The organism is Massilia violaceinigra, assembly GCF_002752675.1.
GTDB classification, from domain to species: Bacteria; Pseudomonadota; Gammaproteobacteria; order Burkholderiales; family Burkholderiaceae_D; genus Telluria_A; species Telluria_A violaceinigra.
In genome coordinates, this window is the sequence record NZ_CP024608.1 from 6326885 (window position 1) to 6349935 (window position 23051).

Annotated in this window: 22 protein-coding genes and 3 tRNA genes; 15 read left to right on the top strand and 10 right to left on the bottom strand. The window is 63.5% G+C overall.

What is annotated here, in order from left to right; genetic code table 11:
- The first annotated feature begins 329 nt into the window (after window positions 1–329).
- The 4 genes from CR152_RS27145 to CR152_RS27160 are packed head-to-tail and all read left to right on the top strand — an operon-like array spanning window position 330 to window position 2516.
- The gene (locus CR152_RS27145; protein WP_099880201.1) at window positions 330–695 is read left to right on the top strand and encodes a GntR family transcriptional regulator; all 366 of its coding nucleotides are present in this window, start codon (window positions 330–332) and stop codon (window positions 693–695) included.
- Entirely contained in the window at window positions 692–1561 is an 870-nt protein-coding gene (locus tag CR152_RS27150; RefSeq protein ID WP_099880203.1) for an ABC transporter ATP-binding protein, read from the top strand. Before CR152_RS27145 ends, CR152_RS27150 begins: the two co-directional genes overlap by 4 nt.
- A complete protein-coding gene (locus tag CR152_RS27155; RefSeq protein WP_099880204.1) occupies window positions 1558–1818 on the top strand; it encodes a hypothetical protein in 261 nt (86 codons plus the stop codon). The genes CR152_RS27150 and CR152_RS27155 overlap by 4 nt, the downstream gene beginning before the upstream one ends.
- On the top strand, window positions 1782–2516 hold the full coding sequence (locus CR152_RS27160; protein ID WP_099880206.1) for a hypothetical protein: 735 nt from the start codon (window positions 1782–1784) through the stop codon (window positions 2514–2516). Before CR152_RS27155 ends, CR152_RS27160 begins: the two co-directional genes overlap by 37 nt.
- A gap of 51 nt (window positions 2517–2567) precedes the next feature.
- On the opposite strand, the gene CR152_RS27165 is transcribed toward CR152_RS27160, so the two are convergent.
- From CR152_RS27165 to rnr, 4 genes are all read right to left on the bottom strand, one after another.
- Window positions 2568–3248, bottom strand: a complete 681-nt coding sequence (locus CR152_RS27165; protein ID WP_099880208.1) for a YceH family protein — start codon at window positions 3246–3248, stop codon at window positions 2568–2570.
- Between the two features lie 10 nt (window positions 3249–3258).
- Window positions 3259–3999 carry a serine O-acetyltransferase gene (gene cysE / locus CR152_RS27170; protein WP_099880209.1) on the bottom strand — a complete coding sequence of 247 codons (741 nt, stop codon included), beginning with the start codon at window positions 3997–3999 and terminating at the stop codon, window positions 3259–3261.
- Between the two features lie 278 nt (window positions 4000–4277).
- Window positions 4278–5021, bottom strand: a complete 744-nt coding sequence (gene rlmB / locus CR152_RS27175; protein ID WP_099880211.1) for a 23S rRNA (guanosine(2251)-2'-O)-methyltransferase RlmB — start codon at window positions 5019–5021, stop codon at window positions 4278–4280.
- 3 nt (window positions 5022–5024) lie between these two features.
- Entirely contained in the window at window positions 5025–7523 is a 2499-nt protein-coding gene (gene rnr, locus CR152_RS27180) for a ribonuclease R (protein WP_099880213.1), read from the bottom strand.
- 355 nt (window positions 7524–7878) lie between these two features.
- Here rnr and CR152_RS27185 point away from each other — a divergent pair.
- From CR152_RS27185 to CR152_RS27230, 10 genes are all read left to right on the top strand, one after another.
- Window positions 7879–7963: transfer RNA gene (locus CR152_RS27185), tRNA-Leu, on the top strand.
- A 66-nt stretch (window positions 7964–8029) separates the two neighbouring features.
- Window positions 8030–8114 (top strand) — tRNA-Leu (locus tag CR152_RS27190).
- 67 nt (window positions 8115–8181) lie between these two features.
- Window positions 8182–8266: transfer RNA gene (locus CR152_RS27195), tRNA-Leu, on the top strand.
- A 126-nt stretch (window positions 8267–8392) separates the two neighbouring features.
- Window positions 8393–9448, top strand: coding sequence for a serine hydrolase domain-containing protein (locus CR152_RS27200; protein WP_099880215.1), 1056 nt, complete (start codon window positions 8393–8395; stop codon window positions 9446–9448).
- A gap of 21 nt (window positions 9449–9469) precedes the next feature.
- On the top strand, window positions 9470–10858 hold the full coding sequence (locus tag CR152_RS27205) for an ATP-binding protein (RefSeq protein ID WP_229413649.1): 1389 nt from the start codon (window positions 9470–9472) through the stop codon (window positions 10856–10858).
- Between the two features lie 64 nt (window positions 10859–10922).
- Window positions 10923–11129 (top strand): hypothetical protein, encoded by a 207-nt coding sequence (locus CR152_RS27210; protein ID WP_099880217.1) that lies wholly within the window; start codon window positions 10923–10925, stop codon window positions 11127–11129.
- A gap of 80 nt (window positions 11130–11209) precedes the next feature.
- The gene (gene phaP / locus CR152_RS27215) at window positions 11210–11755 is read left to right on the top strand and encodes a TIGR01841 family phasin (RefSeq protein WP_099880219.1); all 546 of its coding nucleotides are present in this window, start codon (window positions 11210–11212) and stop codon (window positions 11753–11755) included.
- 440 nt (window positions 11756–12195) lie between these two features.
- Window positions 12196–12969: a hypothetical protein gene (locus CR152_RS27220; protein WP_099880220.1), complete on the top strand. Its 774-nt coding sequence runs from the start codon at window positions 12196–12198 to the stop codon at window positions 12967–12969.
- Window positions 12970–13071: 102 nt separating this feature from the next.
- Window positions 13072–14724 carry a VRR-NUC domain-containing protein gene (locus tag CR152_RS27225; RefSeq protein ID WP_099880222.1) on the top strand — a complete coding sequence of 551 codons (1653 nt, stop codon included), beginning with the start codon at window positions 13072–13074 and terminating at the stop codon, window positions 14722–14724.
- A gap of 7 nt (window positions 14725–14731) precedes the next feature.
- A complete protein-coding gene (locus CR152_RS27230) occupies window positions 14732–16987 on the top strand; it encodes an ATP-dependent DNA helicase (protein WP_099880224.1) in 2256 nt (751 codons plus the stop codon).
- A gap of 562 nt (window positions 16988–17549) precedes the next feature.
- Here the strand turns inward: CR152_RS27230 and CR152_RS27235 are convergent.
- The 5 genes from CR152_RS27235 to CR152_RS27255 form a co-directional block, all read right to left on the bottom strand.
- On the bottom strand, window positions 17550–18272 hold the full coding sequence (locus CR152_RS27235; protein WP_099880226.1) for a LytR/AlgR family response regulator transcription factor: 723 nt from the start codon (window positions 18270–18272) through the stop codon (window positions 17550–17552).
- Window positions 18260–19342 (bottom strand): sensor histidine kinase, encoded by a 1083-nt coding sequence (locus CR152_RS27240; RefSeq protein WP_099880228.1) that lies wholly within the window; start codon window positions 19340–19342, stop codon window positions 18260–18262. Before CR152_RS27240 ends, CR152_RS27235 begins: the two co-directional genes overlap by 13 nt.
- On the bottom strand, window positions 19342–20076 hold the full coding sequence (locus CR152_RS27245; protein WP_099880230.1) for a LiaI-LiaF-like domain-containing protein: 735 nt from the start codon (window positions 20074–20076) through the stop codon (window positions 19342–19344). Before CR152_RS27245 ends, CR152_RS27240 begins: the two co-directional genes overlap by 1 nt.
- Window positions 20066–20440 carry a LiaF transmembrane domain-containing protein gene (locus CR152_RS27250; RefSeq protein ID WP_099880232.1) on the bottom strand — a complete coding sequence of 125 codons (375 nt, stop codon included), beginning with the start codon at window positions 20438–20440 and terminating at the stop codon, window positions 20066–20068. The genes CR152_RS27245 and CR152_RS27250 overlap by 11 nt, the downstream gene beginning before the upstream one ends.
- A gap of 108 nt (window positions 20441–20548) precedes the next feature.
- On the bottom strand, window positions 20549–21163 hold the full coding sequence (locus CR152_RS27255) for a LysE/ArgO family amino acid transporter (RefSeq protein ID WP_099880234.1): 615 nt from the start codon (window positions 21161–21163) through the stop codon (window positions 20549–20551).
- Window positions 21164–21277: 114 nt separating this feature from the next.
- Here CR152_RS27255 and CR152_RS27260 point away from each other — a divergent pair, with 114 nt between their 5' ends.
- Complete coding sequence (locus CR152_RS27260) at window positions 21278–22171, top strand: LysR family transcriptional regulator ArgP (protein ID WP_099880236.1); 894 nt, start codon at window positions 21278–21280, stop codon at window positions 22169–22171.
- A gap of 19 nt (window positions 22172–22190) precedes the next feature.
- Here CR152_RS27260 and CR152_RS27265 read toward each other — a convergent pair whose 3' ends face one another.
- On the bottom strand, window positions 22191–23018 hold the full coding sequence (locus CR152_RS27265) for a hypothetical protein (protein ID WP_099880237.1): 828 nt from the start codon (window positions 23016–23018) through the stop codon (window positions 22191–22193).
- Window positions 23019–23051 lie beyond the last annotated feature (33 nt).

Consider the following 23051-nt stretch of genomic DNA (forward strand, 5'->3'; position numbering starts at 1 on the left):
TCACGCGAGCACGGCGGGCTGCGGCGCGCGGCGAAGCGCGTCATGCGCAGTGGCGGCGGCGCGCAATGACAGCCGTTTTTTCGGAAGGAAAACGCCCGTGAATATAACAGAACACCACTGAATATTTACACAAGGAAAATAATATAGTCACTTTCGGGCAGTACCTGCTCAGTGGCAGCCTGGGTCATTGCTCCTTATTTATTTCACATGCATACGCTTGTCGGCAACAGGATCAGTGTTATAGTTCACTACATCACCAAATCATCACCTCACCAACAGGGAGGACACATGTCTCACCAGGCAGCACCACACCACCGGAAGGGCCCGCCATGACAATCGGCTGGAACGACAACACGCCCATCTACCGCCAGCTCAAGGACAAGGTCATCGGCATGATGCTCGATGGCGCCCTGAAAGCCGGCGACGCCCTGCCCTCGGTCCGCCAGGTGGCGGCCGAATACCAGCTCAATCCGATCACGGTTTCGCGCGCCTACCAGGAATTGGTGGACGAGAACCTTGTAGAAAAACGAAGGGGAATTGGCATGTATGTGACTGAAGGCGCGAGCGAAAAACTGCTCGCCAGCGAACGCGAGCGCTTCGTGCGTGAAGAATGGCCGGCCATGCTCGAACGCATCCGCCGCCTCGGCCTCGACGTCGACCAGCTGCCGCGCGCGCAAGACGGAGGCAAATCATGAGCGCCGTGGCGAAGCCCGTCATGAGCGCGCGCGGCTTGAGCAAGCGCTACGGCAAGTCGGTGGCGATCGACAACATCAGCTTCGATATCCCGGCCGGCAAGATCGTCGGCCTGATCGGCCCCAACGGCTCCGGCAAGACTACTACCCTCAAGGCCGCGCTCGGCCTGACCGCCTTCGAGGGCGAACTGTCGGTGCTCGGCTTGGACCCGCGCACCGAGCGCGATGAACTGATGCAGCAAGTGTGCTTCATCGCCGACGTGGCGATCTTGCCGCGCTGGCTGCGCGTGTCGGAAGCCATCGACTTCGTCGCCGGCGTGCATCCCCGCTTCGACCGCGCCAAGGCCGAACACTATCTGGCCGCGACCAAGCTCAAGCCGGATATGCAGGTCAAGTCCATGTCCAAGGGCATGATCGTGCAGCTGCACCTGGCGCTGGTGATGGCCATCGACGCCAAATTGCTGGTGCTCGACGAACCGACCCTGGGCCTGGACATTTTGTACCGCAAGCAGTTCTACCAAAACTTGCTGGAAGACTATTTTGACGAGAACAAGACCATCATCATCACCACCCACCAGGTCGAGGAAGTCGAGCACATCCTCACCGACCTGATGTTCATCCGCGACGGCAAGATCGTGCTGGCGGCCTCGATGGACGAGGTCGGCGAACGCTTCGTCGAGGTGATGGTCGCGCCCGACAAAGTCATCGCCGCCAATGCCTTGCAGCCGATCGACCAGCGCACCGTGTTCGGCAAGGCCGTCATGCTGTTCGACGGCGTGGCGCGCGAGCAGCTCGCCGTCCTCGGCGAAACCCGCAACCCCAGCGTCGCCGACCTGTTCGTCGCGACCATGAAAGGAAGCTACGCATGAACACACTGACTTGGCTGCTCAAGCGCGAGTACTGGGAGCACAAGGGATCGTTCCTGCGCGCGCCCGCCATTCTGGCCATCGTGATGGTCGCCGTCACGGTCCTGACGGTCGGCTTCGGCATCGGCTCGTCGGACTCGCCGTTCCGGCGCCTGCTGACCGGCACCTTGCAGGGCCAGGCGCTGGTGCCCGGTGCCCTCAAGGGCGTGGCCGACGTCTGGCCATGCTCAGCCTGGTCGGCACCCTGCCGCTGCTGCTGATGCTGACCGCCACCACGTTCTTCTACTGCCTGGGCGCGCTGTACGACGAGCGGCGCGACCGCAGCATCCTGTTCTGGAAGTCGCTGCCGCTCTCGGACACGCACACGGTGCTGTCGAAAGTGATCACGGTGACCATCGTGGCGCCCCTGATCGTCATCGGCGTGAGCACGGCAACCGCGGTGCTGCTGGTGCTGTTCGCCGGCGTGATCGCCGCCCTGAACGGTGTGAACGTGTTCGGCGCCCTGCTGACCAACCCGATTATCCTGCTGGCGCCGCTGCGGGCGCTGGGCATGCTGCCGGTGTACCTGATCTGGGCGCTGCCGACGGTCGGCTGGCTGCTGATGGTGTCGGCCTGGGCCAGGTCCAAGGTGTTTCTGTGGGCGGTGGGCGTGCCGGTGATTGCGCTGGTGCTCGTCAAGTGGATCGTGTACGTGCTGGGCGCCGGGCACGCCGCACTAACGCTGATGGAAACGGTAGTGGTGCGCATCCTGTTCGGCCTGGTGCCCGGCAGCTGGCTGGGCGGTGAGGCGAGCGCCATGGATGGGCGCGGCGGACAGATCACAATCGAACGCGTGAGCAGTCTGCTGTCCGAATCATGGACCAGCCTGGCGACACCGGGCGTGTGGGTCGGGGCGGTTGCGGGGATGGCGATGATTTACGCGGCGATCCGGCTGCGCCGGTTCCGGGACGAAGGCTGACACCCGGGGCCACTGCTGACGTTTCTGCGAGGGCAGAAACGTCAGCGCCAGTTACTCGAACTGCGTCTTGAAGGCGATGAACTGCAGCTTGAGGTCGTCGACCTCGGCGCGCAGCGCTGCAACTTCCTGTTCCAGCTGCGCCACCCTGCTGCCCTGGGCCGGCGCGCTGACCACCCCGAACGACGATTCCTGCTGCGACAGCGCCGCGTCACCGCCCAGGAGCTGGCCATAGCGCGGCTCCTTGGTCCCCGGCGCGAGCGCCAGGCGTGCCACGATCGGCGGGTATTTATCGATCAAAAATTGCAGGCACGCCTCGACATCGGCCACCGACTTGAATTCGTGCAGGCGCCCGCTGCGGGTACGTATCTCGCCTGCCGTCTGCAAGCCGCGCAGCATCAGGATCGTCAGCACGGCCAGCTTGTCCTGCTCCAGCGACCATTTGATGCGCATGCGGTGCTCGTACTTGGTCACGCGCGCGCCGGCCTGGGTGATGCCGTTGACGAACTTGCGCTGCATCAGGCGCTGCAGCACGTCCTGCACCGTTTCGTCGGACAGCTGCATCACCGGATCGCGGCTCGAGAGCTGGTTGCAGCCGTTGGTGATGGCGTTGAGCGACATCGGATAATTGTCCGGCGTGAGGCCTTCTTTTTCGGCCAGCACCGCCAGCACGCGGATTTCGAACGGGTCCAGCAAGGCAGCGCCGTCGGCGCCGCCCGTTGTTTCTAGTGTCATGCGTATGTCCTTACTCGACCAGTTTATTGAGCTTTACCGAATCCAATTTATCACACTCGGGCGTGCTCGGGCAGGCGATTCCGGCCGTCTTCATCAGGGCCATCAGCCGGTCGAGCTGTTCGTCCTGGCGCGCCGCGTGATTGATCAGGCCATGCAAGGCCTTCGAGAGCGGATCGTCGCCGTTCGGGGTAACCCCATAGGCCGAGAACAGATGCGCGCTCGAGCGCGTATCGGCCTCTTTCTGCACGATGTGAGCCGGGTTGCCGACCGCCGTGGCGCCGGCCGGCACCGGCTTGATCACCACCGCGTTCGAGCCGACCTTGGCGTACTCGCCCACCGTAAACGAACCGAGCACCTTGGCGCCGGCGCCGATGATGACGCCGCGTTCCAGCGTCGGATGGCGCTTGGTGCCGCTGTTGAGCGAGGTCCCGCCCAGGGTCACGCCCTGGTAGATGGTGCAGTCGTCGCCGACGATGGCGGTCTCGCCGATGACCACGCCGAAGCCGTGGTCGATGAAGACGCGGCGGCCGATGGTCGCACCCGGGTGGATCTCGATGCCGGTGAGAATGCGCGCCAAATAAGAGATGAAGCGCCCGATCCACTTCAGGTTGCGGGTCCAGCAAGCCTGCGCCCAGCGATGCATCATGATGGCCTGAAAGCCAGGATAACAAGTGAGCACTTCCCATCCGTTACGGGCGGCCGGGTCGCGTTCAATGATGCTCTTGATATCTTCGCGCAGGTGTAAAAACATAAACAGGGACGTGGGGACAGTTGCGATACAGGCATGGTAGCGTATCCGACCGTCTCCCGCTTATGTACGGTCAATTTGCCCGATCCGCATAAACATGCTTGCGAGAATCGCGCACGATGGAAGTGGACTACATTGCCGCGTATACGGACGTGACGGATGCCGGCAAGTTCACGACGGACAGCAGCAACAAGATGAAAACTTGCAAGTGAGAACATGCAAGTAAGGAGGAGATGACACGCCGGCAGGATGTTGCGCGCCGTCGTGCCCGGGTAGTAGCTTTAGCCTTCGCGCGCGATGCGCTGGCGGCGTGCTTCGTACAGGCACACGCCCGATGCGACCGAGACGTTCAGACTCTCGACGGAGCCGAACATCGGGATGCCGACGAGCACGTCGCAGGTTTCGCGGGTGAGGCGGCGCATGCCCTCGCCTTCCGAACCCATGACGAGCGCGGCCGGGCCACTGAAATCGGCTTCGTACAAGCCCTTGTCCGCGTCGTCGGTGGTGCCGATCAGCAGGATGTCGCGCTCTTTGAGCTCGCGCATGGTGCGCGCCAGGTTCGTGACCGTGATGTACGGCACGGTTTCGGCCGCACCGCTGGCGACCTTGGCCGCCGTGGCATTCAAGCCGACCGCGCGGTCCTTCGGCACGATGACCGCGTGCGCGCCGACACCGTCGGCCACGCGCAGGCAGGCGCCCAGGTTGTGCGGATCGGTGATGCCGTCGAGGATCAGCAGCAGCGGCGGACCTTCGATGGCGTCGAGCAGTTCATCCAGGTTGCGCGCCAGCGCCAGCTGGCTGGCAAAGGCAATCACGCCCTGGTGGCGCCGGGTTCCGACGATCTTGTCGAGGCGGGCCGAATCGACCGGCATGACGCGCACGCCCAATGCCTTGGCATTGGCGACGAGATCGTGCATGCGGCGATCCTGGCGGGTCGCATCGACAAAAATTTCTTCCACCGACGAGGCCTCGTGACGCAGACGCGAGGTCACCGCGTGGAACCCGAAAATCATTTTATTCTTCATGTGTTATCGCTTGCTCTTGTTCGATTTGCTTGTTGATTTTGCTGCTGGTTTTGCGGAACGGCTCGGCGCCTTGCTGGCCGTCGAACCGGACTTGCTGCGTTTTGGCTTGCTGCCCGATGCTTCGGCGCCGACGCTCTCGTCGAGTTCGTAGCGCGATGGCGTATTACCCGCGCCGCCGCCCGACGTGCGGCCCGACTTGCCCGACTTGGCCGGCTTGGCATCGAGCGCCTTGTGCGCGGCGCTTTTCGGCTTGCCCGCGCCGCTATCGGCCTGCACGCTGCTACCAGCGAGCACCAGGTCGATCTTGCGCGCTTCCAGATCGACGCGCGAGACTTGCACCGTCACGCGGTCGGTCAGCTGGTAGCGCTTGCCGGTGCGTTCGCCGCGCAGTTCGTGGCGCGCGTCGTCGTACTGGAAGTAATCGGTACCCAGTTCGGTGATGTGCACCAGGCCTTCGACGAACAGCGCGTCGAGCTGCACGAAGATGCCGAAGGTGGTCACGCCCGAGACCACGCCGGTGAATTCTTCACCGAGCTTGTCCTTGATGAAGTAGCACTTGAGCCAGGCTTCGACGTCGCGCGAGGCTTCGTCGGCGCGGCGCTCGTTGGCCGAGCAGTGCACGCCCAGGGCATCCCAGATGGTCAGGTCTTTTTCGTTCTTTTGCTTGCCGTCCGCCTTGTCCTTGGCCTGCTGCTTGCGCGCGGCGTTCGACACGGTCGAATTCAAACCGGTCAGGTCGATGCCCTTCGGCTCATATTTTTTACCGAGCAGGATCGCCTTGATGGCGCGGTGCGTCAGCAAGTCGGGATAGCGGCGGATCGGGCTGGTGAAGTGGGCATAGGCCTCGTACGCCAGGCCGAAGTGGCCGATATTGTCGGGGCTGTAGACCGCTTGCTGCATCGAACGCAGCAGCATGGTTTGCAGCAGCGACGCGTCCGGACGGTCCTTGATCTGCTTCATCAGTTCGGCGTAATCGTTGGCGGTCGGCTTGTCGCCGCCGTTCAGATTCAAGCCGACCTGCTTGAGGAAGGTGCGCACTTGCGTGAGCTTTTCCTTGGTCGGCGAAGCGTGGATGCGGTAGGTGCCCGGATGCTTGTGGCGGATCAGGAGGTCGGCCGCGCAGACGTTGGCGGCCAGCATGCATTCCTCGATCACCTTGTGCGCATCGTTGCGGGTGCGCGGAATGATCTTTTCGATCTTGCCCAGCGCATTGCAGACGATATAGGTTTCGGTGGTTTCGAAGTCGATCGCACCGCGTACCTGGCGCGCCTTGTGCAGCGCGTGGTACACATCGTACAGATTGAGCAGGTGCGGCACGATGGCCGGGCGGCGCGCCGCTTCGGGACCGGCGGTGTTGCCGAGGATATCGGCCACTTCGTTATAGGTCAGGCGCGCAGCCGAGTGGATCACGGCCGGATAGAACTGGTAAGCCTTGATCTCGCCCTTGTCCGAAATGACGGCGTCGCACACCAGCGTGAGGCGGTCGACGGCCGGGTTCAGCGAACACAGGCCGTTCGAGAGCTTCTCGGGCAGCATGGGAATCACGCGGCGCGGGAAATACACCGAAGTGCTGCGTTCGAGCGCATCGGCGTCGAGCGCATCGTTCGGCTTGACATAGTGGCTGACGTCGGCAATGGCCACGATCAGGCGGAAGCAGTTGGCCTTGCCGACCTTGACCGGCTCGCAGTACACCGCATCGTCGAAGTCGCGCGCGTCTTCGCCGTCGATGGTGACCAGCGGCACATCGCGCAGGTCGACCCGGTCTTGCAGGTCGGCTTCGCGTACTTCGCCGGGCAGCTTGGCAGCCGATTTGAGCGCGGCGGCGGAAAAGATATGCGGCACGCCGAACTTGCGCACGGCAATTTCGATTTCCATGCCGGGATCGTCCAGGTCGCCGAGCACTTCGACCACGCGGCCGGCCGGCTGCTTGAAGCGCGACGGCTGCTCGCTCAGCTCGACGCTGACGATCTGCCCTGCCTTGGCCTTGCCCGGCGAACCGGCAACCAGGATGTCCTGGCCGATGCGCTTGTCTTCGGGAGCGACGATCCAGACGCCGTTCTCGTTGAGCAGGCGGCCGATCACATGACTGTTTCCGCGCGTGACGACTTCGACGATGGTGCCTTCAAGGCGGCCGCGGCGATCGGTTCCTGTGACTTTGGCGAGTACACGGTCGCCATGCAGAACTTTCTGCATCTCTTTGTCGGACAGGAACAGGTCTTCGCCCGGTTCGTCGGGAATGACGAAGCCGAAACCGTCGCGGTGCGCGCTGACCTTACCGGCGATAAAGCCGGAATGGTCGGCCAGGGCGTAATTGCCATCGGCGTCGGCATGAATCTGGCCGTCGCGCTGCATGGCATTCAAGCGCCTGGTTAACACCTCCAGCGCGGCTGGCTTGACCTTGAGCGTGCGCGCGATGGCTTCAAGATCAAGCGTCGTGCCCGCGTTGCGGAAAATGCCGAGAATGTCCTCGCGGCTGGGAATGGTATGAGTAATTTGGTTCAAATGGTTTTCTATATTTGTTTTTGGCAGCGCTCACGGGAAATGCCTGACCGGATAGCTGACACAGTGATTATTGACACGGTGATAGGCGTAGTGTAACGGAGTACGGTCCGATTCGCCTAACGAAGCGTGCTTTGAAAGATTCTTCGGCCAGGGCTGTGACATTTCCAAATCTTCGGCTATAATTTTGGTCTTTCGCGGAAACGTAACGTCGAGGCGGAAGAAAAAAGCAGCATATTCGCATGGTGTGGAGCAAAAAGAGTAACGAAAGTTAGTCTGGCGCAAAACTCCGAAAGCGAGTATGATAGCAGAAGTCGGCGGCAACGCCGGTTTGCAGTAAAGAAGCAGGCAACACAATGCCCACGTGGCGGAATTGGTAGACGCGCATGGTTCAGGTCCATGTGCCGCGAGGTGTGGGGGTTCGAGTCCCTCCGTGGGCACCACTCCATGGAAGAGTTTTTCCTAAGAGTACCAAGTAGCAAAGTAGTTGTTGTAGCAGCTGTATCAATGCCCACGTGGCGGAATTGGTAGACGCGCATGGTTCAGGTCCATGTGCCGCGAGGTGTGGGGGTTCGAGTCCCTCCGTGGGCACCACTCCCTGGAAGATGTTTTCCGAGAGTACCAAGTAGTCGGTAGTAACTGTTGTAGTAGCTGTATCAGTGCCCACGTGGCGGAATTGGTAGACGCGCATGGTTCAGGTCCATGTGCCGCGAGGTGTGGGGGTTCGAGTCCCTCCGTGGGCACCACTCTACCGGGTTAGCATATTCCCGCAAAATTCCACAAGCGCCGCAGTCCTTGCATAAAGGCTGCGGCGTTTTGCGTTGTGCGGCCGCTTTCATGCAGCGCACAGATGCTTCATTCAGAAAGACGCCATGCGCTCTCGTTTTCTCGGCCCCCTGTTGGCCGTTGCCGTGTTTGCCTTGTCCGGCGCCGTGCGCGCCGACCCCGTCGACGATATCGTCAACGCCGAAATCGCGCGCCAGCAGATTCCCGGCGCCAGCATTGCCGTCATCAAGAACGGCCAAGTCATCAAGCAAGCCGGTTACGGCATGGCCAACCTGGAGCACCAGGTTGCCGTCACGCCCGACACCGTGTTCCAATCCGGCTCGGTCGGCAAGCAATTTACCGCCGCGCTGGTCTTGCTGCTGGCCGCGGACGGCAAACTGCGGCTCGACGATCCCATCTCGCGCCACCTTGCGGGCACGCCGCCGGCCTGGAAAAAGATCACGGTGCGCCATTTGCTCAATCACACCGCCGGCTTGCGCGATCCGGACGACATCCTCAAGATGAACCAGGATTACACCGATACGCAGTTGCAACGCGCGGGCAGTACGCTGCCGCTGCAGTGGGCGCCGGGCACGAAATGGGCTTACAGTAATTTCGGCTACCAGTTGCTGGGCATCCTGTGCACCCGGGTTGGCGGCAAGTTTTACGGCGAGCAGCTGCGCGAGCGCATCTTTGCACCGGCGGGCATGCAGGCGCGCGTCATCAGCGAACGCGACATCGTGCCGCACCGCGCCGCCGGCTATGACGTGGTCAAGGGCGAATTCAAGAACCAGCAATGGGTGTCGCCCACGCTCAACACCACCGCCGACGGGAGCTTGTACCTGACCGTGCGCGACCTGGCCAAGTGGCATATCGCGCTCGATGGCGACCAGCTGCTGGGCGCGGCAATCAAGCAAGCCATGTGGACGCCCCCCACGCTCAAGAATGGCAGCACGGTGCCCTATGGCTTCGGCTGGGAGACGTCGCCGACCCTGGAGCGGCGCTCGCTCTGGCACGATGGCGCGTGGCAGGGCTTTACCACGCAAGGCACGCGCTTCGTCGACGATGGCCTGGCGGTGGTGGTGCTGACCAACCGCTCGGAAGCGAATGTCGACAAGCTGCTCGAACTGGTCGCCGCACACTACCTGCGCGCGCCGCGCTGACATTTGCGCTGGCGGCGCGGCTTGACTACACTGACAGTCTGTCCGGATGCCATGGTCTGGGTCTGTATGGTGAAGTCGCCGTCCGAAACCGAGTGCAGCAACGTCCCCGTTCCGCCGCCCGATGCGCGCGAGAGCGCCGAATTGCATGTCAACTACCGCGCCATGCTCGCGCGCTTGCCCGATAATGTCATCCTCATCGACGTGGCCAGCGGCTGCCTGGTCGATGCCAATCACGGTGCGTACGAGCTGTTCGGCATGAGCGAACAGATGCTGCTGACGCGCGCATTCGTCGAATTGTGCCCGCCATGCCAGCCGGACGGGCAAGCGTCGGCGCAGCTGCTGGCCACGCAGATCGAACGCGCGCTGGCCGGCCAGGCGGTCCTGTTCGAGGCCCATTTTCTCCCCGCCGACGGGCGCGAGATGAGGTGCGAAGTGCGGCGGCTGCCGCTGCCGCCGCCGCACGCGCACCTGGTGCACGCGCGCTTTGTCGACGTCACGCGCCGCGTTCTCGACGAGGAACTGCGGCGCGGCCAGAATCGCCTGCTCGACATGATCGCGCGCGGCGCCCCGCTCAAGGACATTCTCGACAGCCTGATGCTGCTGATCGAGCGCCAGTGCGACGGCGTGCTGTGCTCGGTGATGCTGCTCGACGACGACAGCGTGACGGTTCATCCGGCATCCGGCCCCAGCCTGCCGGCGGACTACCTGGCCGCGCTCGACGGCGCCATGATCGGGCCCAGCGCGGGTTCCTGCGGCACCGCCATCTACCGCGGGGAAACGGTGATCGTCACCGACGTGATGAGCGCTCCCCTGTGGGACGATTACCGCGCGCTGATCGCGCCGCATGGCTTGCGGGCATGCTGGTCGACCCCGATCCGCCTCGACCGGGACCGGATCCTCGGCTCCTTCACCATGTATTACCGCGATGTGCGCGCCCCCGGCCAGGACGAGCTGCGCCTGATCGGCGTGGCGACCCACCTGGCGGCGATTGCCATCGAACGCACGCGGCGCGAAGCGGAACTGTCCCGGCACCGCGACCACCTGCAGGAACTGGAAGTGCTGACCCATCTGGTGGACAATTGCCTGGTGCATGCTTTTGCCGACGATGCGCGCGGCACCATCGTGATCGGCGCGAGCGCCGGGCCGGAGGCGAGCGTGGTCGTGTCGGTCGCCGACAATGGCGCCGGCATCGCCCCGCCGCTGCTGCCGCGCGTGTACGATCCCTTCGTTACCACCAGGCTCGGCTCGGGCGGATCGGGACTGGGACTGGGACTGCATGTGGTGCACAACATCGTCAGCGGCGTGCTGGGCGGCACCATCGAACTCGATAGCGAACTGGACAAAGGTTCCACCTTCCGCCTGCGCCTGCCTGTGATCGCACCCGCCATGAGCAGGCAGGACAGCGACTGACGGCCGGGTCCGGCACGCGGCACGCTTGACTTGCGGCGCGAAGAGACTATGCTCGCTCTGGCATATGATAACTTTCCGCAAACTCGGTGTAACCGCCCTGCTCGCCTGCGCCTGCGCAGCGCTGCTTGCCGCGCCCGCACCCTGGTTCACCTGGCGCAGCAAGGCCGACGGCAAACTGGTCTGTCACCAGACGCCGCTCGGACCCGGCTGGGAAAAAGCCGGCGGCCCCTATCGAGATAGCCATTGCATGAAGTTGCTTATTGCTAAATAATAGCCAAATGATAGGTAAAAAAACACAGAGGAGAAGACTGAAAGCTGTCCGTTGCATCCATTCCAACTGAGGAGAAGTCAATGTTTACGAATCCCGAACAATTTGCATCCGCCACCAAGACGCTTTTTGAACTCCAGATGATGACCTTTAACGCCCTGACCAGCAAAGCGGTACAGGGCGTGGAACAGGTTGTCTCGCTGAACATGACGACTGCAAAAAATTCGGTGCAAGGCACCATGGCCATGGGCAAGGAAATGAGCCAGGCCAAGGACCCGAAAGCGGCGATGGACGTGGCGGCGGCCCACGCCAAGCCGATGGCGGGCGCGGTGGTGTACGGCGAACAGCTCAAGGTGATCATCGACGACATCCACAGCGAATTCACGCAGGCCGCCGATGCCCATATCGCCGAAGCCAAAAGCACCCTCACGGCGCTGATCTACGACGTGACGCAGAACGTCAAGCCCGGCAGCGAAAATGCGGTGGAAATCATCAAGACCGCGATCGACAATGCGTTCCAGGGCTACGAACAGGTAACCAAGGCAACGCGCCAGGCGGTGCAGGTGGTGGAAGACCAGATTGCCAAGGCCACCGCCCAGGTGGCGCCGGCGGAAAAGAACGCGGCGTAACTAACCTCATTCCGGCCTGTCAATAAAAAAACCGTCGTTGCCGCACTTGCGGTAACGACGGTTTTTTTGTCCGGCAGCGCGTCAGGCCACAACGCCCCCGCATACCACCAAAACCAGCACCAGCAAGGTAATGCGCTTGCGTGTGGCGAGGCGGTCGACCGCCTTGTGTGCAAAATTTCTCAATGTGTTCTCCTGGTGGTGCCGCGCCCTGCGCCGCGGCATGTGCGTGCAAACACCATTATTGGATCAGCGACGCAACCATCGGTTGCGCTTGATCAAGCCACTATTGGTTCCCTTCACAGTGTTGCAAAATCTGCCGACGTTTGATGCAGCTCAAAGGGCATGGCCGCTGGACCCGAAAGCACGACAAATATCAGAAGCATTCCGACCAGAATTGTTTCTAATCGGAATGTCCGTGTTCTCACCTCCAGGAGTTGTCCGTGTCCATTCCCGCCCAAAACAGCAATTCCAACACCGTGTCCGACCAGCGCCTGAGCACCCGGCGGGCCTACGATATCGAGCAGCGAGCCTATGCCGCTGTCGGGCGCAGCTTCGCCGCCGGCAGCGAGGCAAGGAGCCGCCATCTGCGCATCGTCTTCGCCTCGGTGGCGGTGGTGACGATCATGATCCTGATTGCAATGCTGGCCATGCTCACCCAGGAAAACATCAGCTCGCCCCATGCGCTCAAGATCGCCGCCGCCGGCAAAGCCGCGCCCGAGCCGGCCAAGGGCAAGCCGGTGGTGATCATCGATGAAAAGGACGATGCGCCCAAGCGGCCGGTGGTTGCCTCCGGGCCGATTCCACCGCTGGTACTGCTCACGCCCGCCGAGGCGCGCCCTGCCCCGGCGATGGTCCAGGCGCGGCCGGCCGCGGTGGTCAAAACGAGCGTCAAGGTACGCGAACGCGGCAAGCTGGCCGCCGCGACGCTCAAGCATGCCGCCTTGAAGGCGGGAAAAACGGCACATCCGCAGGCCGCGAACAGCGTGGCGGCGCGCAAGGCCGCGCGCAAGACATCCGCACCAGCCCCGGTGAAGCGCAGGGTGTCGGCCTCCGCTGCCGCCAGCCCGGTGCAGCAAGCCCGGCATGCCGACACCGGTGCGCTCGACACCCTGTTCTCCTTCGCCAGCCTGCCGCGGCGCTACCTGGGCCAACCGGTGCCGGTGATGGCGTCCCGGCAGACGCTGTCGCGCCGGCACTACCTGAGCAAACCCTGAAAACCACGGCCAGACGCACGCGAACCGATTTTGCTGGGGTTTGACGGTCACTGACGATATACTGTACATAATTACAGGTATCGGTCGATTGCCCGCAGTGCGATGCGCAAAGTTCTTGAGAATGAGTTCTACTACCTGGACAACTTCCATCAGGTATTGGAATGGATTGCCGGGCGTTACAGCGACTTGCTCACCGATGAGGAGCAAGCGTTCATCGCCACGTTCCCGTCGCTGCCGCAAGCATCGCGCGCGCTGCTGGTGCGCATGGTCATGCGCAAGGGCATGGTCTTCCGCGCGAGCAAGCTGAATTATGCGGAAATCGGCTGCGCGGTCGAGGCCGCGCGCCACCTGCTGCCCACCGGCTGGGTCCAGTGCGACCCGGTGATCACGCTCGACGAACTGTTCGAGCTGCTGCTCAAGGCCGAAATCGGGACCATTTTCAGCCTGTCCCTGCACGAGAAAAACGCGCGCAAGGCCGAGCAGCTGGCCGCCCTGCGCGAGGCGTTCGGCGATGCCCGCGCGTTTTCGGCGTGGTACCGCGATTCGCCCGACACCGTCTACAGCATCCCCGTCAAGGCCCTGTGCGACCGCCTGCGCCTGATCTTCTTCGGCAACCTGCGCCAGGACTGGACCGAATTCGTGCTGTCCGACCTCGGCTTCTTCCAGTACGAAAAGGTCGAGTTTTCGGCCTCCTCGCGCGGATTTCGCACCCGGCGCGATGTCGACGACTACCTGGCGCTACACCAGTGCAAGGAGCGCTTTCGCGCCGGCGACGCCCTGCCCGAGGTGCTGGCCAGCCTGCCGCGCGACCAATTCGACAACGAATGGATCGACAGCCGGCGCGAACGGCTGATGTTCCAGATCGCCCAGCATGTGGAAAAGCAAAAAGACTGGGGCCAGGCGTTCGAGCTCTACGCCTGCTGCAACTATCCCGGTGCGCGGGCGCGCGCCATCCGCGTACTGGAAAAGCACGAGCGCCATGCCGAGGCGCATGCGCTGCTCGAACGGGCCCAGGCCGCCCCCGAAAGCGACGCCGAGCGCCAGCAACTGCTGCGCATCGCGCCGCGCCTGCGCCGCAAACTCGGTCACCAGCCGCTGCCGTCGCGCCGCAATCCGTTCGTCGCGCGGCTCGACCTGAGCCTGCCGATGCCGCCTGAACCCGGCTGGTGGGTCGAAGGCATCGTGCGCGACCACCTGGCGCGCGCCGACGCGCCCGTGTACTACGTCGAGAATGCGCTGATCAATTCCCTGTTCGGCCTGCTGTGCTGGCGCCCGATCTTCAGCGCCATTCCCGGGGCGTTTTTCCACCCGTTCCACCGCGGCCCGGCCGACCTGCACAGCGCCGATTTTTACCGCCGGCGCGAGCGCGAGTTCCGCGCCTGCCTCGACCAGCTCGACGACGGCCGCTACCAGGACACGATCCGCGCCAACTACGACAGCAAGCGCGGTATCCAGTCGCCGTTCGTGGCGTGGGAAGCGCTCAGCGCCGAACTGCTGGACATGGCGCTGGCCTGCATCCCCGCACTGCACCTGAAAAAATGGTGCGAGCGCATCCTGCTCGACATCAAGGCCAACCGCAACGGCTTCCCCGACCTGATCCAGTTCTGGCCCGTCGAGCGGCGCTACAACATGATCGAAGTGAAGGGCCCGGGCGACCGCCTGCAGGACAACCAGCTGCGCTGGATCGAATACTGCGCCGCGCACCAGATGCCCATTTCGGTATGCTACCTGCAGTGGGCGCAGCCGTGTTCGTGAGGCGCGCGTGAGCTACGTTGTGGCGGTGCGCGCCCTGTGCGAATTTTCAGCCAAGCAGGGCGACCTCGATCTGCGCTTCACGCCCTCGCCCACGGCCCAGGAAGGCATCACCGGCCATGCCATGGTGGCCGAGCGGCGCGGCCCGGGCTACCAGAAAGAGGTCAGCCTGTCCGGCGAATACGGCCCGCTGCTGGTGCGCGGACGGGCCGACGGCTACGATCCGGCCCAGAACCTGATCGAAGAAATCAAGACTTACCGCGGCGACCTTGAGCGGATGCCGGCCAACCACCGCCACCTGCACTGGGCGCAGGTGCGCGTGTACGGGCACCTGCTGTGCGCGCAGCTCGGTCTGGACGAGGTGTCGCTGGCCCTGGTGTATTTCGACATCGGCAAGCAGACCGAAACCGTGCTGCGCGAAACCCGCAGCGCCGTCGACCTGCGCACGATGTTCGCCGAACAGTGCGAGCGCTTCGTGGCGTGGGCCGCGCAGGAACTGGCGCACCGCGCAGCGCGCGACGCGGCGCTGGGCGCGCTGCGGTTCCCGCATCCGGATTTTCGTCCAGGCCAGCGCGACTTGGCCGAAACCATCTTCCGCGCCAACAGCAGCGCGCGCTGCGTGCTGGCGCAGGCCCCGACCGGCATCGGCAAGACCGTCGGCACCCTGTTCCCGGTGCTCAAAGCGGCGCCGCTGCATCGCCTGGACAAGGTGTTTTACCTCGCAGCCAAAACCCCCGGGCGCAAGCTGGCGCTCGACGCGGCGCAGGCGATCAAGCGCAGCGCGCCCGGCATGCCGCTGCGCGTACTCGAACTGGTCGCGCGCGACAAGGCGTGCGAGCATCCCGACAAAGCCTGTCACGGCGACTCCTGCCCACTGGCCAAGGGCTTCTACGACCGGCTGCCCGCGGCGCGCAGCGCGGCGCGCGAGGTAACGCTGCTCGACCGCGAAGGCCTGCGCGAAGTCGCGCTGGCGCACCAGGTGTGCCCGTACTACCTGGGCAGCGAAATGGCGCGCTGGAGCGACGTGGTGGTGGGCGACTACAACTACTACTTCGACATGGGCGCGATGCTGTACGGGCTCGCGCTGGCCAACCAGTGGCGGGTCAGCGTGCTGGTGGACGAGGCGCACAACATGGTGTCGCGCGCGCGCAAGATGTATTCGGCCGACCTGGAACGCGGCGCGTTGCGGGCCGCACGCGCGGTAGCACCGGCGCACCTGAAAAAGGCGCTCGACAAGGTGGGCCGCAGCTGGCCGTCCAAGGATGGCGCGGACTACGAGGTGCTTGACGCGCCCCCCGAGAAGCTGCTCGATGCGCTGCAGGGCGCATCGAGCGCGATCACCGATTTTTTGGCGGCGAACCCGGGGCCGATGGAGCCGGACCTGCAGCGCTTTTACTTCAACGCCCTGCACTTCGCCCGGCTGGCCGAGACCTTTGCCGAGCACTCCATGGTCGACTGCACGCGCGATGGTGCGCACGCATCCACGCTCGCGATCCGCAACATCGTGCCGGCGCCGTTTCTGAAACCGCGCTTTGCGCTGGCCCACGCGACGGCCCTGTTTTCGGCCACGCTCAGTCCCTGGAACTATTACAGCGATGCGCTTGGCCTGCCGCCGGACACGGCCTGGGTCGACATCGACTCGCCCTTCGTGGCCGATCAGTTAAGCGTGCATGTGGTGCGCGACATCTCCACGCGCTTTACCCACCGCGCCAGATCGGTGGAGCCGATTGCGGCGCTGATCGCGCGCCAGTACGCGCAGGAACCGGGCAATTACCTGGCGTTTTTCAGCAGCTTCGATTACCTCGACCAGGTGGCCGACCGCGTGGAACGCGATTTTCCCGACATTCCCGTGTTCCGCCAGCCGCGCCGCATGGCCGAAACGGAGCGCGACGCTTTTCTGGGACGCTTCACGCTCGAGAGCCGCGGGGTCGGCTTTGCGGTGCTGGGCGGCTCCTTCGGCGAAGGCATCGACCTGCCGGGTGCGCGCCTGATCGGCGCCTTCATCGCCACGCTCGGGCTGCCGCAAATGAATCCGGTCAATGAGCAGATACGCCAGCGCATGCAGGCGACGTTCGGTGCTGGCTACGACTACACCTATCTGTATCCGGGCATGCAGAAGGTGGTGCAGGCAGCCGGCCGCGTGATCCGCACCGAGGGCGACCGCGGCGTGGTGTACCTGATCGACGACCGTTTCGCCCAGCCCGAGGTGCGCGCACTGCTGCCGCGCTGGTGGCATGTGGACCAGAGCCGCATTGCGTTGACTTGAAAATTCACCCTCGTCGTTTCTGCGCAGGTCCCAGTTTCTAAGAAACTCCTCCAATTCCGTGGAACAAGGCAAGTCCAGGGGTAAATTCCGATAACGCAAGCTCCGTCATTCCTGCCATTGGCAGAAATGACTTCCCGCGCCAAGGCGGCACTCGGCGGGAATCCAAGTTCAATGAGGCGCCTGCAACTGCGCTACGGAATTGGATTCCCGCCTCTCCAGGAGCTGGCCTCTGGACTCGATGGCGTTAGGCTCAGCGTTATTCTGACCACAAACTTCAAAACCGTCTTTCCCGCGCAGGCGGGAATCCAATTTCCCCCGCGTAACTGAGAAACCTTGGATTCCCGCCTGCGCGGGAATGACGGAGCTTAAATCATCGGCATTTTCATCTGGACTTGGCTCGTTCCAAGGAACTGGAGGAGTTTCTGAGAAACTGGAGGCTGCGCGGGAATGACGGTTTTGAAGTTTATGGTCAGAAACCGCTGAGCCTAACGCCATCGAATCGAGCGGCCAGTCCCTGGAGAGGCGGGAAGTCGTTTCTGGCAATGCCAGGAACGACGGGGGCTCAGCCGATCAGCGCCCTGACCTTCTGGTAGCCGCTGCGGCTGACCGGCAGGCGGGTGCCGTCCCTGAGGATCGCGGTGTGGCTGTCCCTGCCCTGCTCGATGCGCTCGATGGCGCCGAGGTTGAGCAGCCGGGAACGGTGGATGCGCACGAAGAGGGCCGGATCGAGCTGGCTTTCGAGTTCCGACAGGCGCTGGTTTTTCAGATAATGCTTGCCTTCCGCGCTGATGCGCACGTAGTCATCCTGCGCTTCGATATAGTCGATCTGGCCGGCGGCGATGATGTGGACGCGCGCTCCGTCGCGAATCAGGACCCGCTCCAGCGGCTTGCTGCGCTGCGCGGCCTCGCGCAGCACGGCGTCGACCCCGACTTTGGCGACACTGGTGCGCGCATGCGCCAGCGCGGCGTCGAGGCGCTGCTGGCTGAAGGGTTTGAGCAGGTAGTCGACGGCGTGGATATCGAAGGCCTTGAGCGCGTACTGGTCGAAAGCGGTAACAAATATATAGCGTGCCTTGGCGCCGGCCAGTTCCACGACCTCGAAACCATTCAGCTTGGGCATCTGGATATCGAGGAAAACCAGGTCCGGTTCCAGTTCGGTAATGGCCTTGACAGCGTCGAAGCCGTTCGCGCATTCGGCCACGATGTCGATATCGGCATGCTTACCCAAAAACTCGCGCACCAGAGCGCGCGCGAGGTCTTCATCGTCGACGATTATGACGCGCATGATGGTTCCAGTTCTTTCGTAAGGGCGGGCAGCGACAGCGCGACCCGGAACAGGCGCGCCTCGCGCGTCCAGTGGATGCCGGCCTCGTGGCCGTAGGCGACGGCGAGGCGCTGGCGTACGTTGGCCAGTCCAATCCCCTTTCCTGCGACCGGCGGATCGTCGTCGATGTCATTTTCCACGACGATTTTCAGGACCGAGCCGGCGCGCTGCGCCGCGATGCGGATGGTGCCGCCGCCGGTCAGGTTGGCGATGCCATGCTTGACCGCGTTTTCGACCAGCGGCTGCAGGATCATTGGCGGCAGCAGGCAATCGAGCGCGCCGGCGTCGATGGCCTGCTCGACGTTCAGGCGCGCGCCGAAGCGCACTTTTTCGATGGCGATGAAGTGCATCACCAACGTCACTTCCGCTTCCAGGGTAACTTTGCGGTTCGCTTCCAGTCCCAGGCTGTGACGGAAAAAGTCCGCAAGGCGCAAGGTCATGTCGCGCGCGCGGGCAGGGTCGATGGACGTGAGTGCGCTGATCGAATTGAGGCTGTTGAACAGAAAGTGCGGATCGATCTGGGTGCGCAGCATGCGCAGCTCGGCGTCCTGCGCCATCAGCGCCGCTTCGAGTCCGCGCCGTTCGGCAGCGCGCGCGCGTTGGAATTCGAGCGCCAGGTAGTGCGCCACCGCGGCCATCGCGTACAAAATCACCCCCAGGCCAACGATCATCGCCTGTAAGGGGGCGGTCATGGGAACGCCGGCCCAGAGCAGGCCAAGCGATTCGCAGGCGCTGTTCCACCCGGCGCACAGCATGGTCCACAGCAAACCGGCAAATAGCGATGCCACGAAAAAGACCAGCAGCACGGAGATGGCGCTGCGTTCGCCCAGCGGATAGGCGCGGCACAGGTAATAGCTGGAAAAGCCGGTGGCACAGGCATATACCAGCGTCACCGGTACAGCAAAGAGCAAGCCGTTGGTCCACGCGGCGCCGGTGGCGGCCACGATCAGGCCCGCGAACACAATCGCCAGCAGCAGCCACGCGAGCAGGTACAGGCCCGCGCCGCGCCGCGTGGAAAACGGCCCCTGCATCAGTTGCGCACTTCCACGCCACCCATGATCGCGTAGCCCCGGATGGTGAGGCGCTTGCCGGTGCCTGGCGCGGGCGAGGTTTTTTCCTCGAAGCCGCCGAGAATCGGCACCCCTTCGAGCACGATGCTCCAGTCAGGCGGGCACTTGATGGTGATGCCGCCCATGACGGCGAACACATTCAGTTCGGCCTCGCCGACGATGGACGATTCGCGCAGGTCCAGCACGCAGTCGCCCATGATGGCGCTGACGTTGCCGCCGCGAAAGGCCGGGGTGCTGATGCGACGCTGGAAGGCGCCCAGAATGGCCGTGATGTCGACGACTGAGTCGGCATCGGCGTCGGCATCCGGCGCGGCCGCGCCGCCGGCCTTGAGCGGTGTGCCCGGCGGCGCGACGCGCTTGCGCATGGCTTTGTGGATCACACCGATGCCGAACAAGATGATCAGCACCGGCCACAGGGTGCGGACGTTGAAAAAGTAACCGTAGCCGAGCCGGTTGAGGGTGAGGACGGCGCCGGCGGCGGCGATCAGGCCGAACACCAGGCGTTCGTGGCGCGATTCGGCGCCGGCAAACTTGACCAGTCCGGCGATGACGACCAGCACCGGCCAGAAGTACAGTACGCGGTGGCGGTCGATGATGTTCAGGTTATCGAGCAGGAACAGCAAGCCGAAGCCGATCACCGCCAGGCCAATCCAGACCTGGTTGGGCACGCCGGAGGTGCGGGGATCATTTTTCATCGTGGGTCTCCTGCTCGGGCGCGAGGCGGCGTTCGATGAACGGTTCGAGGATCATGGTGACGCCGCAGAAAATGACCGGGATCGGCCAGCCGTTGCTGAAGGTCAGTCCGAACAGGTTTTCGAACGTGGACAGCAGCCACAGGCTCAGGAACACCATCCACAGCCCGGTGGTGAAGTCTTTCGCGGTCGGAAAGCCGATCATTTTGTTCAGGCCCATGACCGTCAGCACCAGCGGTGCGTAATGCCAAAGGCCGTCGACGTGAATCACGTCCATCTGCTCGAGCAGGACGATGGTGCCGAAGCCGATCAGCAGCAAGCCCCACATCAATTGCTTGCGCCACTCGTAAGAGGATTTATTGGACACGTTTGCTCCTGTAGTCAGTTCAGGCGCAACGATACAACGGCGCGGCGGCGATGCCCAGCGGATTTCGGCGAATGGCGTATGGCGGCCGGTGAATGACGCTGCCGGCCGTCAGGCGCCGAAGGCAATCGAGGCGGACAGCGCCAGCATCATGGTGCCGGTCAGACCGTCGATCCACTTCCACGCGGCGGGACGGGCAAACAGGCCGGACAGCCGCGTGGCGCCATAACCGAGCGCGCAGAACCACACGGCCGAAGCGCTCATCGCCCCCAGCGCAAAGGCCGGGCGTTCTGGCGGAGTAAAGTTGCCGCCGATGGCACCGAGCAGCACCACCGTATCGAGATAGACATGCGGATTGAGCAGCGACAGCGCCACCACGCTGACCAGGGCCTGGCGCGCGCCGGTGCGGGCAGCCTCGGGCGCCACCGTCAGCGCGGCGCTCGCGAACACGGCGCGCCAGCTGCGCAGGCCGTACCAGAGCAGAAACGCCGCCCCGCCCCAGCGCGCCGCACCCAGGAGCAGCGGCGACGATTGCACCAGGGTCCCGACGCCGGCCACGCCAAGCCCGATCAGCACGGCATCGATGACGATGCAGGCAGCCACGGTCAGACCCACGTGTTCGCGCTTGAGGCCGGTGCGCAGGACGTGCGCGTTCTGCGATCCGATGGCGACGATCAGCCCGGAACACAAGACGAGGCCGTTGAAAAAAGGGGATACGTAGGACATGCACACTCCTGGCGGTAGCTGGATGAGCTGGAAGTTTGCAGCAGAGAAACCCGCAGGTGAAGCAGATTTAATCCAATTACGTATAATTGAATGTTTCTAATCTAGGAGAGGCGTATGCTCGATGCGCGCAAAGGGGAAGCGCTGCTGGCCGTCATCGACAGCGGCAGTTTCGAGCAGGCCGCCGCCCTGCTCCACCTCACGCCGTCGGCCGTATCGCAACGGGTCAGCGCCATGGAGAACGAACTGGGCACGCCGCTGCTGATCCGAAGCAAGCCCTGCCGCGCGACCCCGGCCGGCCAGCGCCTGGTGCAATACCTGCGCCGCAGCCGGCTGCTGGAGGCCGAATTCCTGGCCGAATCGGCCGACAGCGATGCGCATCCGCTGACGATCGCCCTGGCCGTCAACAACGATACCCTGGCCACCTGGCTGCTGCCGGGACTGGCGTCGTTCCTGATCGAGGAACAGATCCTGCTCGACATCGCGCTGGACGACCAGGATCACACCTATACCTTGTTGTCGCAGGGATCGGCGCTGGCCGGGGTGTCGAGCGAAGCGCAGCCGATGCGCGGCTGCACGGTGGAGCGGCTGGGCGCGATGCGCTACCGCCTGCTTGCCACGCCCGCGTTCGTGGCGCGCTGGTTTCCCGACGGCTTGCAGCGCGAGGCGGCGCGGCGCGCACCGCTGATGGTGTTCGACCGCAAGGATGCCTTGCAGTCGGCATTTCTGCTGCGCGAGCTGGGATTGCCGGCCGGGAGCTATCCCTGCCACTACATTCCGTCGAGCGACGCATTCACGCATGCTGTGCGGCTGGGGCTGGGGTATGGCATGGTGCCGGAACAGCAGTTTGGCGACGACATCGACAATGGCACGCTGATCGACCTGGCGCCCGGCAAGCCGACCGACGTGATGCTGTACTGGCATGCGTGGCGGGTTCAGTCGCCCAAGCTGGAGCGGCTCAGTGCGCGCCTGATCGCGGTCACACGGGCGGCCTTGCGGCAGCCTGCGTGAGCGGCGGCACCGGTGTGGCTTACGGGCTGACGTCGCACGCGAACGCCTTGTCGCCCTTGCCGTTCACCTGGAGATTGCTCACCTTACCCTGCGGGTCCAGAAAGACCATGATCGATCTTTCGTCCGGTGTCTGTCCAAGGTAGGACATACGCTTGTCGCTGCCAATGTTCACCGTTTCCATCTTCAGTGTGTTCAGATCATAAGTCTCATCACCGATCTTCAACACGCCTTTCGCCACCTGATAGGCGACGTCGTCGAAGCTGAACGTACCGCTGTTGAGGCACTTGATCGTGGTCTTGGCATCCATCAGGTAGGCATACGAGGCGTACAGACTCTGGCTGGACAGTTTGATCGGTTTGGTGACCTTGCACTGAGTCATGTTGGGTGGAATCCCGAACCCGGCTTGTTTTTTTCCGTCATCGTGCTCCATCAGCGAGAGCATGAATTTGTCATTCTGGACCGTCATCGCCAGCGTCGGGGCAGCGTTTCCCTCGCGCTGGCGCACCAACAGGACTTCCATGTCCGCCGTCAATTCTCCGGCGATACCGGCACCGCTGACCTTGCCATTCGCAGCGACCACGGCCGACCCACCGGCCTTCAAACCCGCTGCAGCCCCCCTACCGATCGCCTCGCACTCGCTGTACGTGCCCTCGGCCGTGGCCAGGATGGGTGCGAAGTAGTCGGCTGTCGGCAATGCCGGTTCATTGTCGGCCACTTCCTCGACGGCGGTCTCGGCCGCCTCCGTATTTTCCGACGCAACTTCCTTGGACTTGTCACTGCACGCGGACAATACCAACGTGGCCGTTAAAAACATCAACAGCGCATGGCGCTGGGGGGACTTGCTCATCGACTTGCTCCGGTTTAAGCTGCAAAATTAACA

Bases quoted from the DNA above. Each gene is read 5' to 3' on its own strand.
- cysE (WP_099880209.1), bottom strand. From the start codon at position 3,999: ATGTTTTTACACCTGCGCGAAGATATCAAGAGCATCATTGAACGCGAC.
- CR152_RS27210 (WP_099880217.1), top strand. From the start codon at position 10,923: ATGATAACTTTCCGCAAACTCGGTGTAACCGCCCTGCTCGCCTGCGCC.
- CR152_RS27255 (WP_099880234.1), bottom strand. From the start codon at position 21,163: ATGTCCTACGTATCCCCTTTTTTCAACGGCCTCGTCTTGTGTTCCGGG.
- CR152_RS27240 (WP_099880228.1), bottom strand. From the start codon at position 19,342: ATGCAGGGGCCGTTTTCCACGCGGCGCGGCGCGGGCCTGTACCTGCTC.
- CR152_RS27160 (WP_099880206.1), top strand. From the start codon at position 1,782: ATGCTCAGCCTGGTCGGCACCCTGCCGCTGCTGCTGATGCTGACCGCC.
- CR152_RS27225 (WP_099880222.1), top strand. From the start codon at position 13,072: ATGCGCAAAGTTCTTGAGAATGAGTTCTACTACCTGGACAACTTCCAT.
- CR152_RS27165 (WP_099880208.1), bottom strand. From the start codon at position 3,248: ATGACACTAGAAACAACGGGCGGCGCCGACGGCGCTGCCTTGCTGGAC.
- CR152_RS27200 (WP_099880215.1), top strand. From the start codon at position 8,393: ATGCGCTCTCGTTTTCTCGGCCCCCTGTTGGCCGTTGCCGTGTTTGCC.
- CR152_RS27145 (WP_099880201.1), top strand. From the start codon at position 330: ATGACAATCGGCTGGAACGACAACACGCCCATCTACCGCCAGCTCAAG.
- CR152_RS27245 (WP_099880230.1), bottom strand. From the start codon at position 20,076: ATGAAAAATGATCCCCGCACCTCCGGCGTGCCCAACCAGGTCTGGATT.
- CR152_RS27265 (WP_099880237.1), bottom strand. From the start codon at position 23,018: ATGAGCAAGTCCCCCCAGCGCCATGCGCTGTTGATGTTTTTAACGGCC.
- phaP (WP_099880219.1), top strand. From the start codon at position 11,210: ATGTTTACGAATCCCGAACAATTTGCATCCGCCACCAAGACGCTTTTT.
- rlmB (WP_099880211.1), bottom strand. From the start codon at position 5,021: ATGAAGAATAAAATGATTTTCGGGTTCCACGCGGTGACCTCGCGTCTG.
- CR152_RS27260 (WP_099880236.1), top strand. From the start codon at position 21,278: ATGCTCGATGCGCGCAAAGGGGAAGCGCTGCTGGCCGTCATCGACAGC.
- CR152_RS27150 (WP_099880203.1), top strand. From the start codon at position 692: ATGAGCGCCGTGGCGAAGCCCGTCATGAGCGCGCGCGGCTTGAGCAAG.
- CR152_RS27235 (WP_099880226.1), bottom strand. From the start codon at position 18,272: ATGCGCGTCATAATCGTCGACGATGAAGACCTCGCGCGCGCTCTGGTG.
- CR152_RS27155 (WP_099880204.1), top strand. From the start codon at position 1,558: ATGAACACACTGACTTGGCTGCTCAAGCGCGAGTACTGGGAGCACAAG.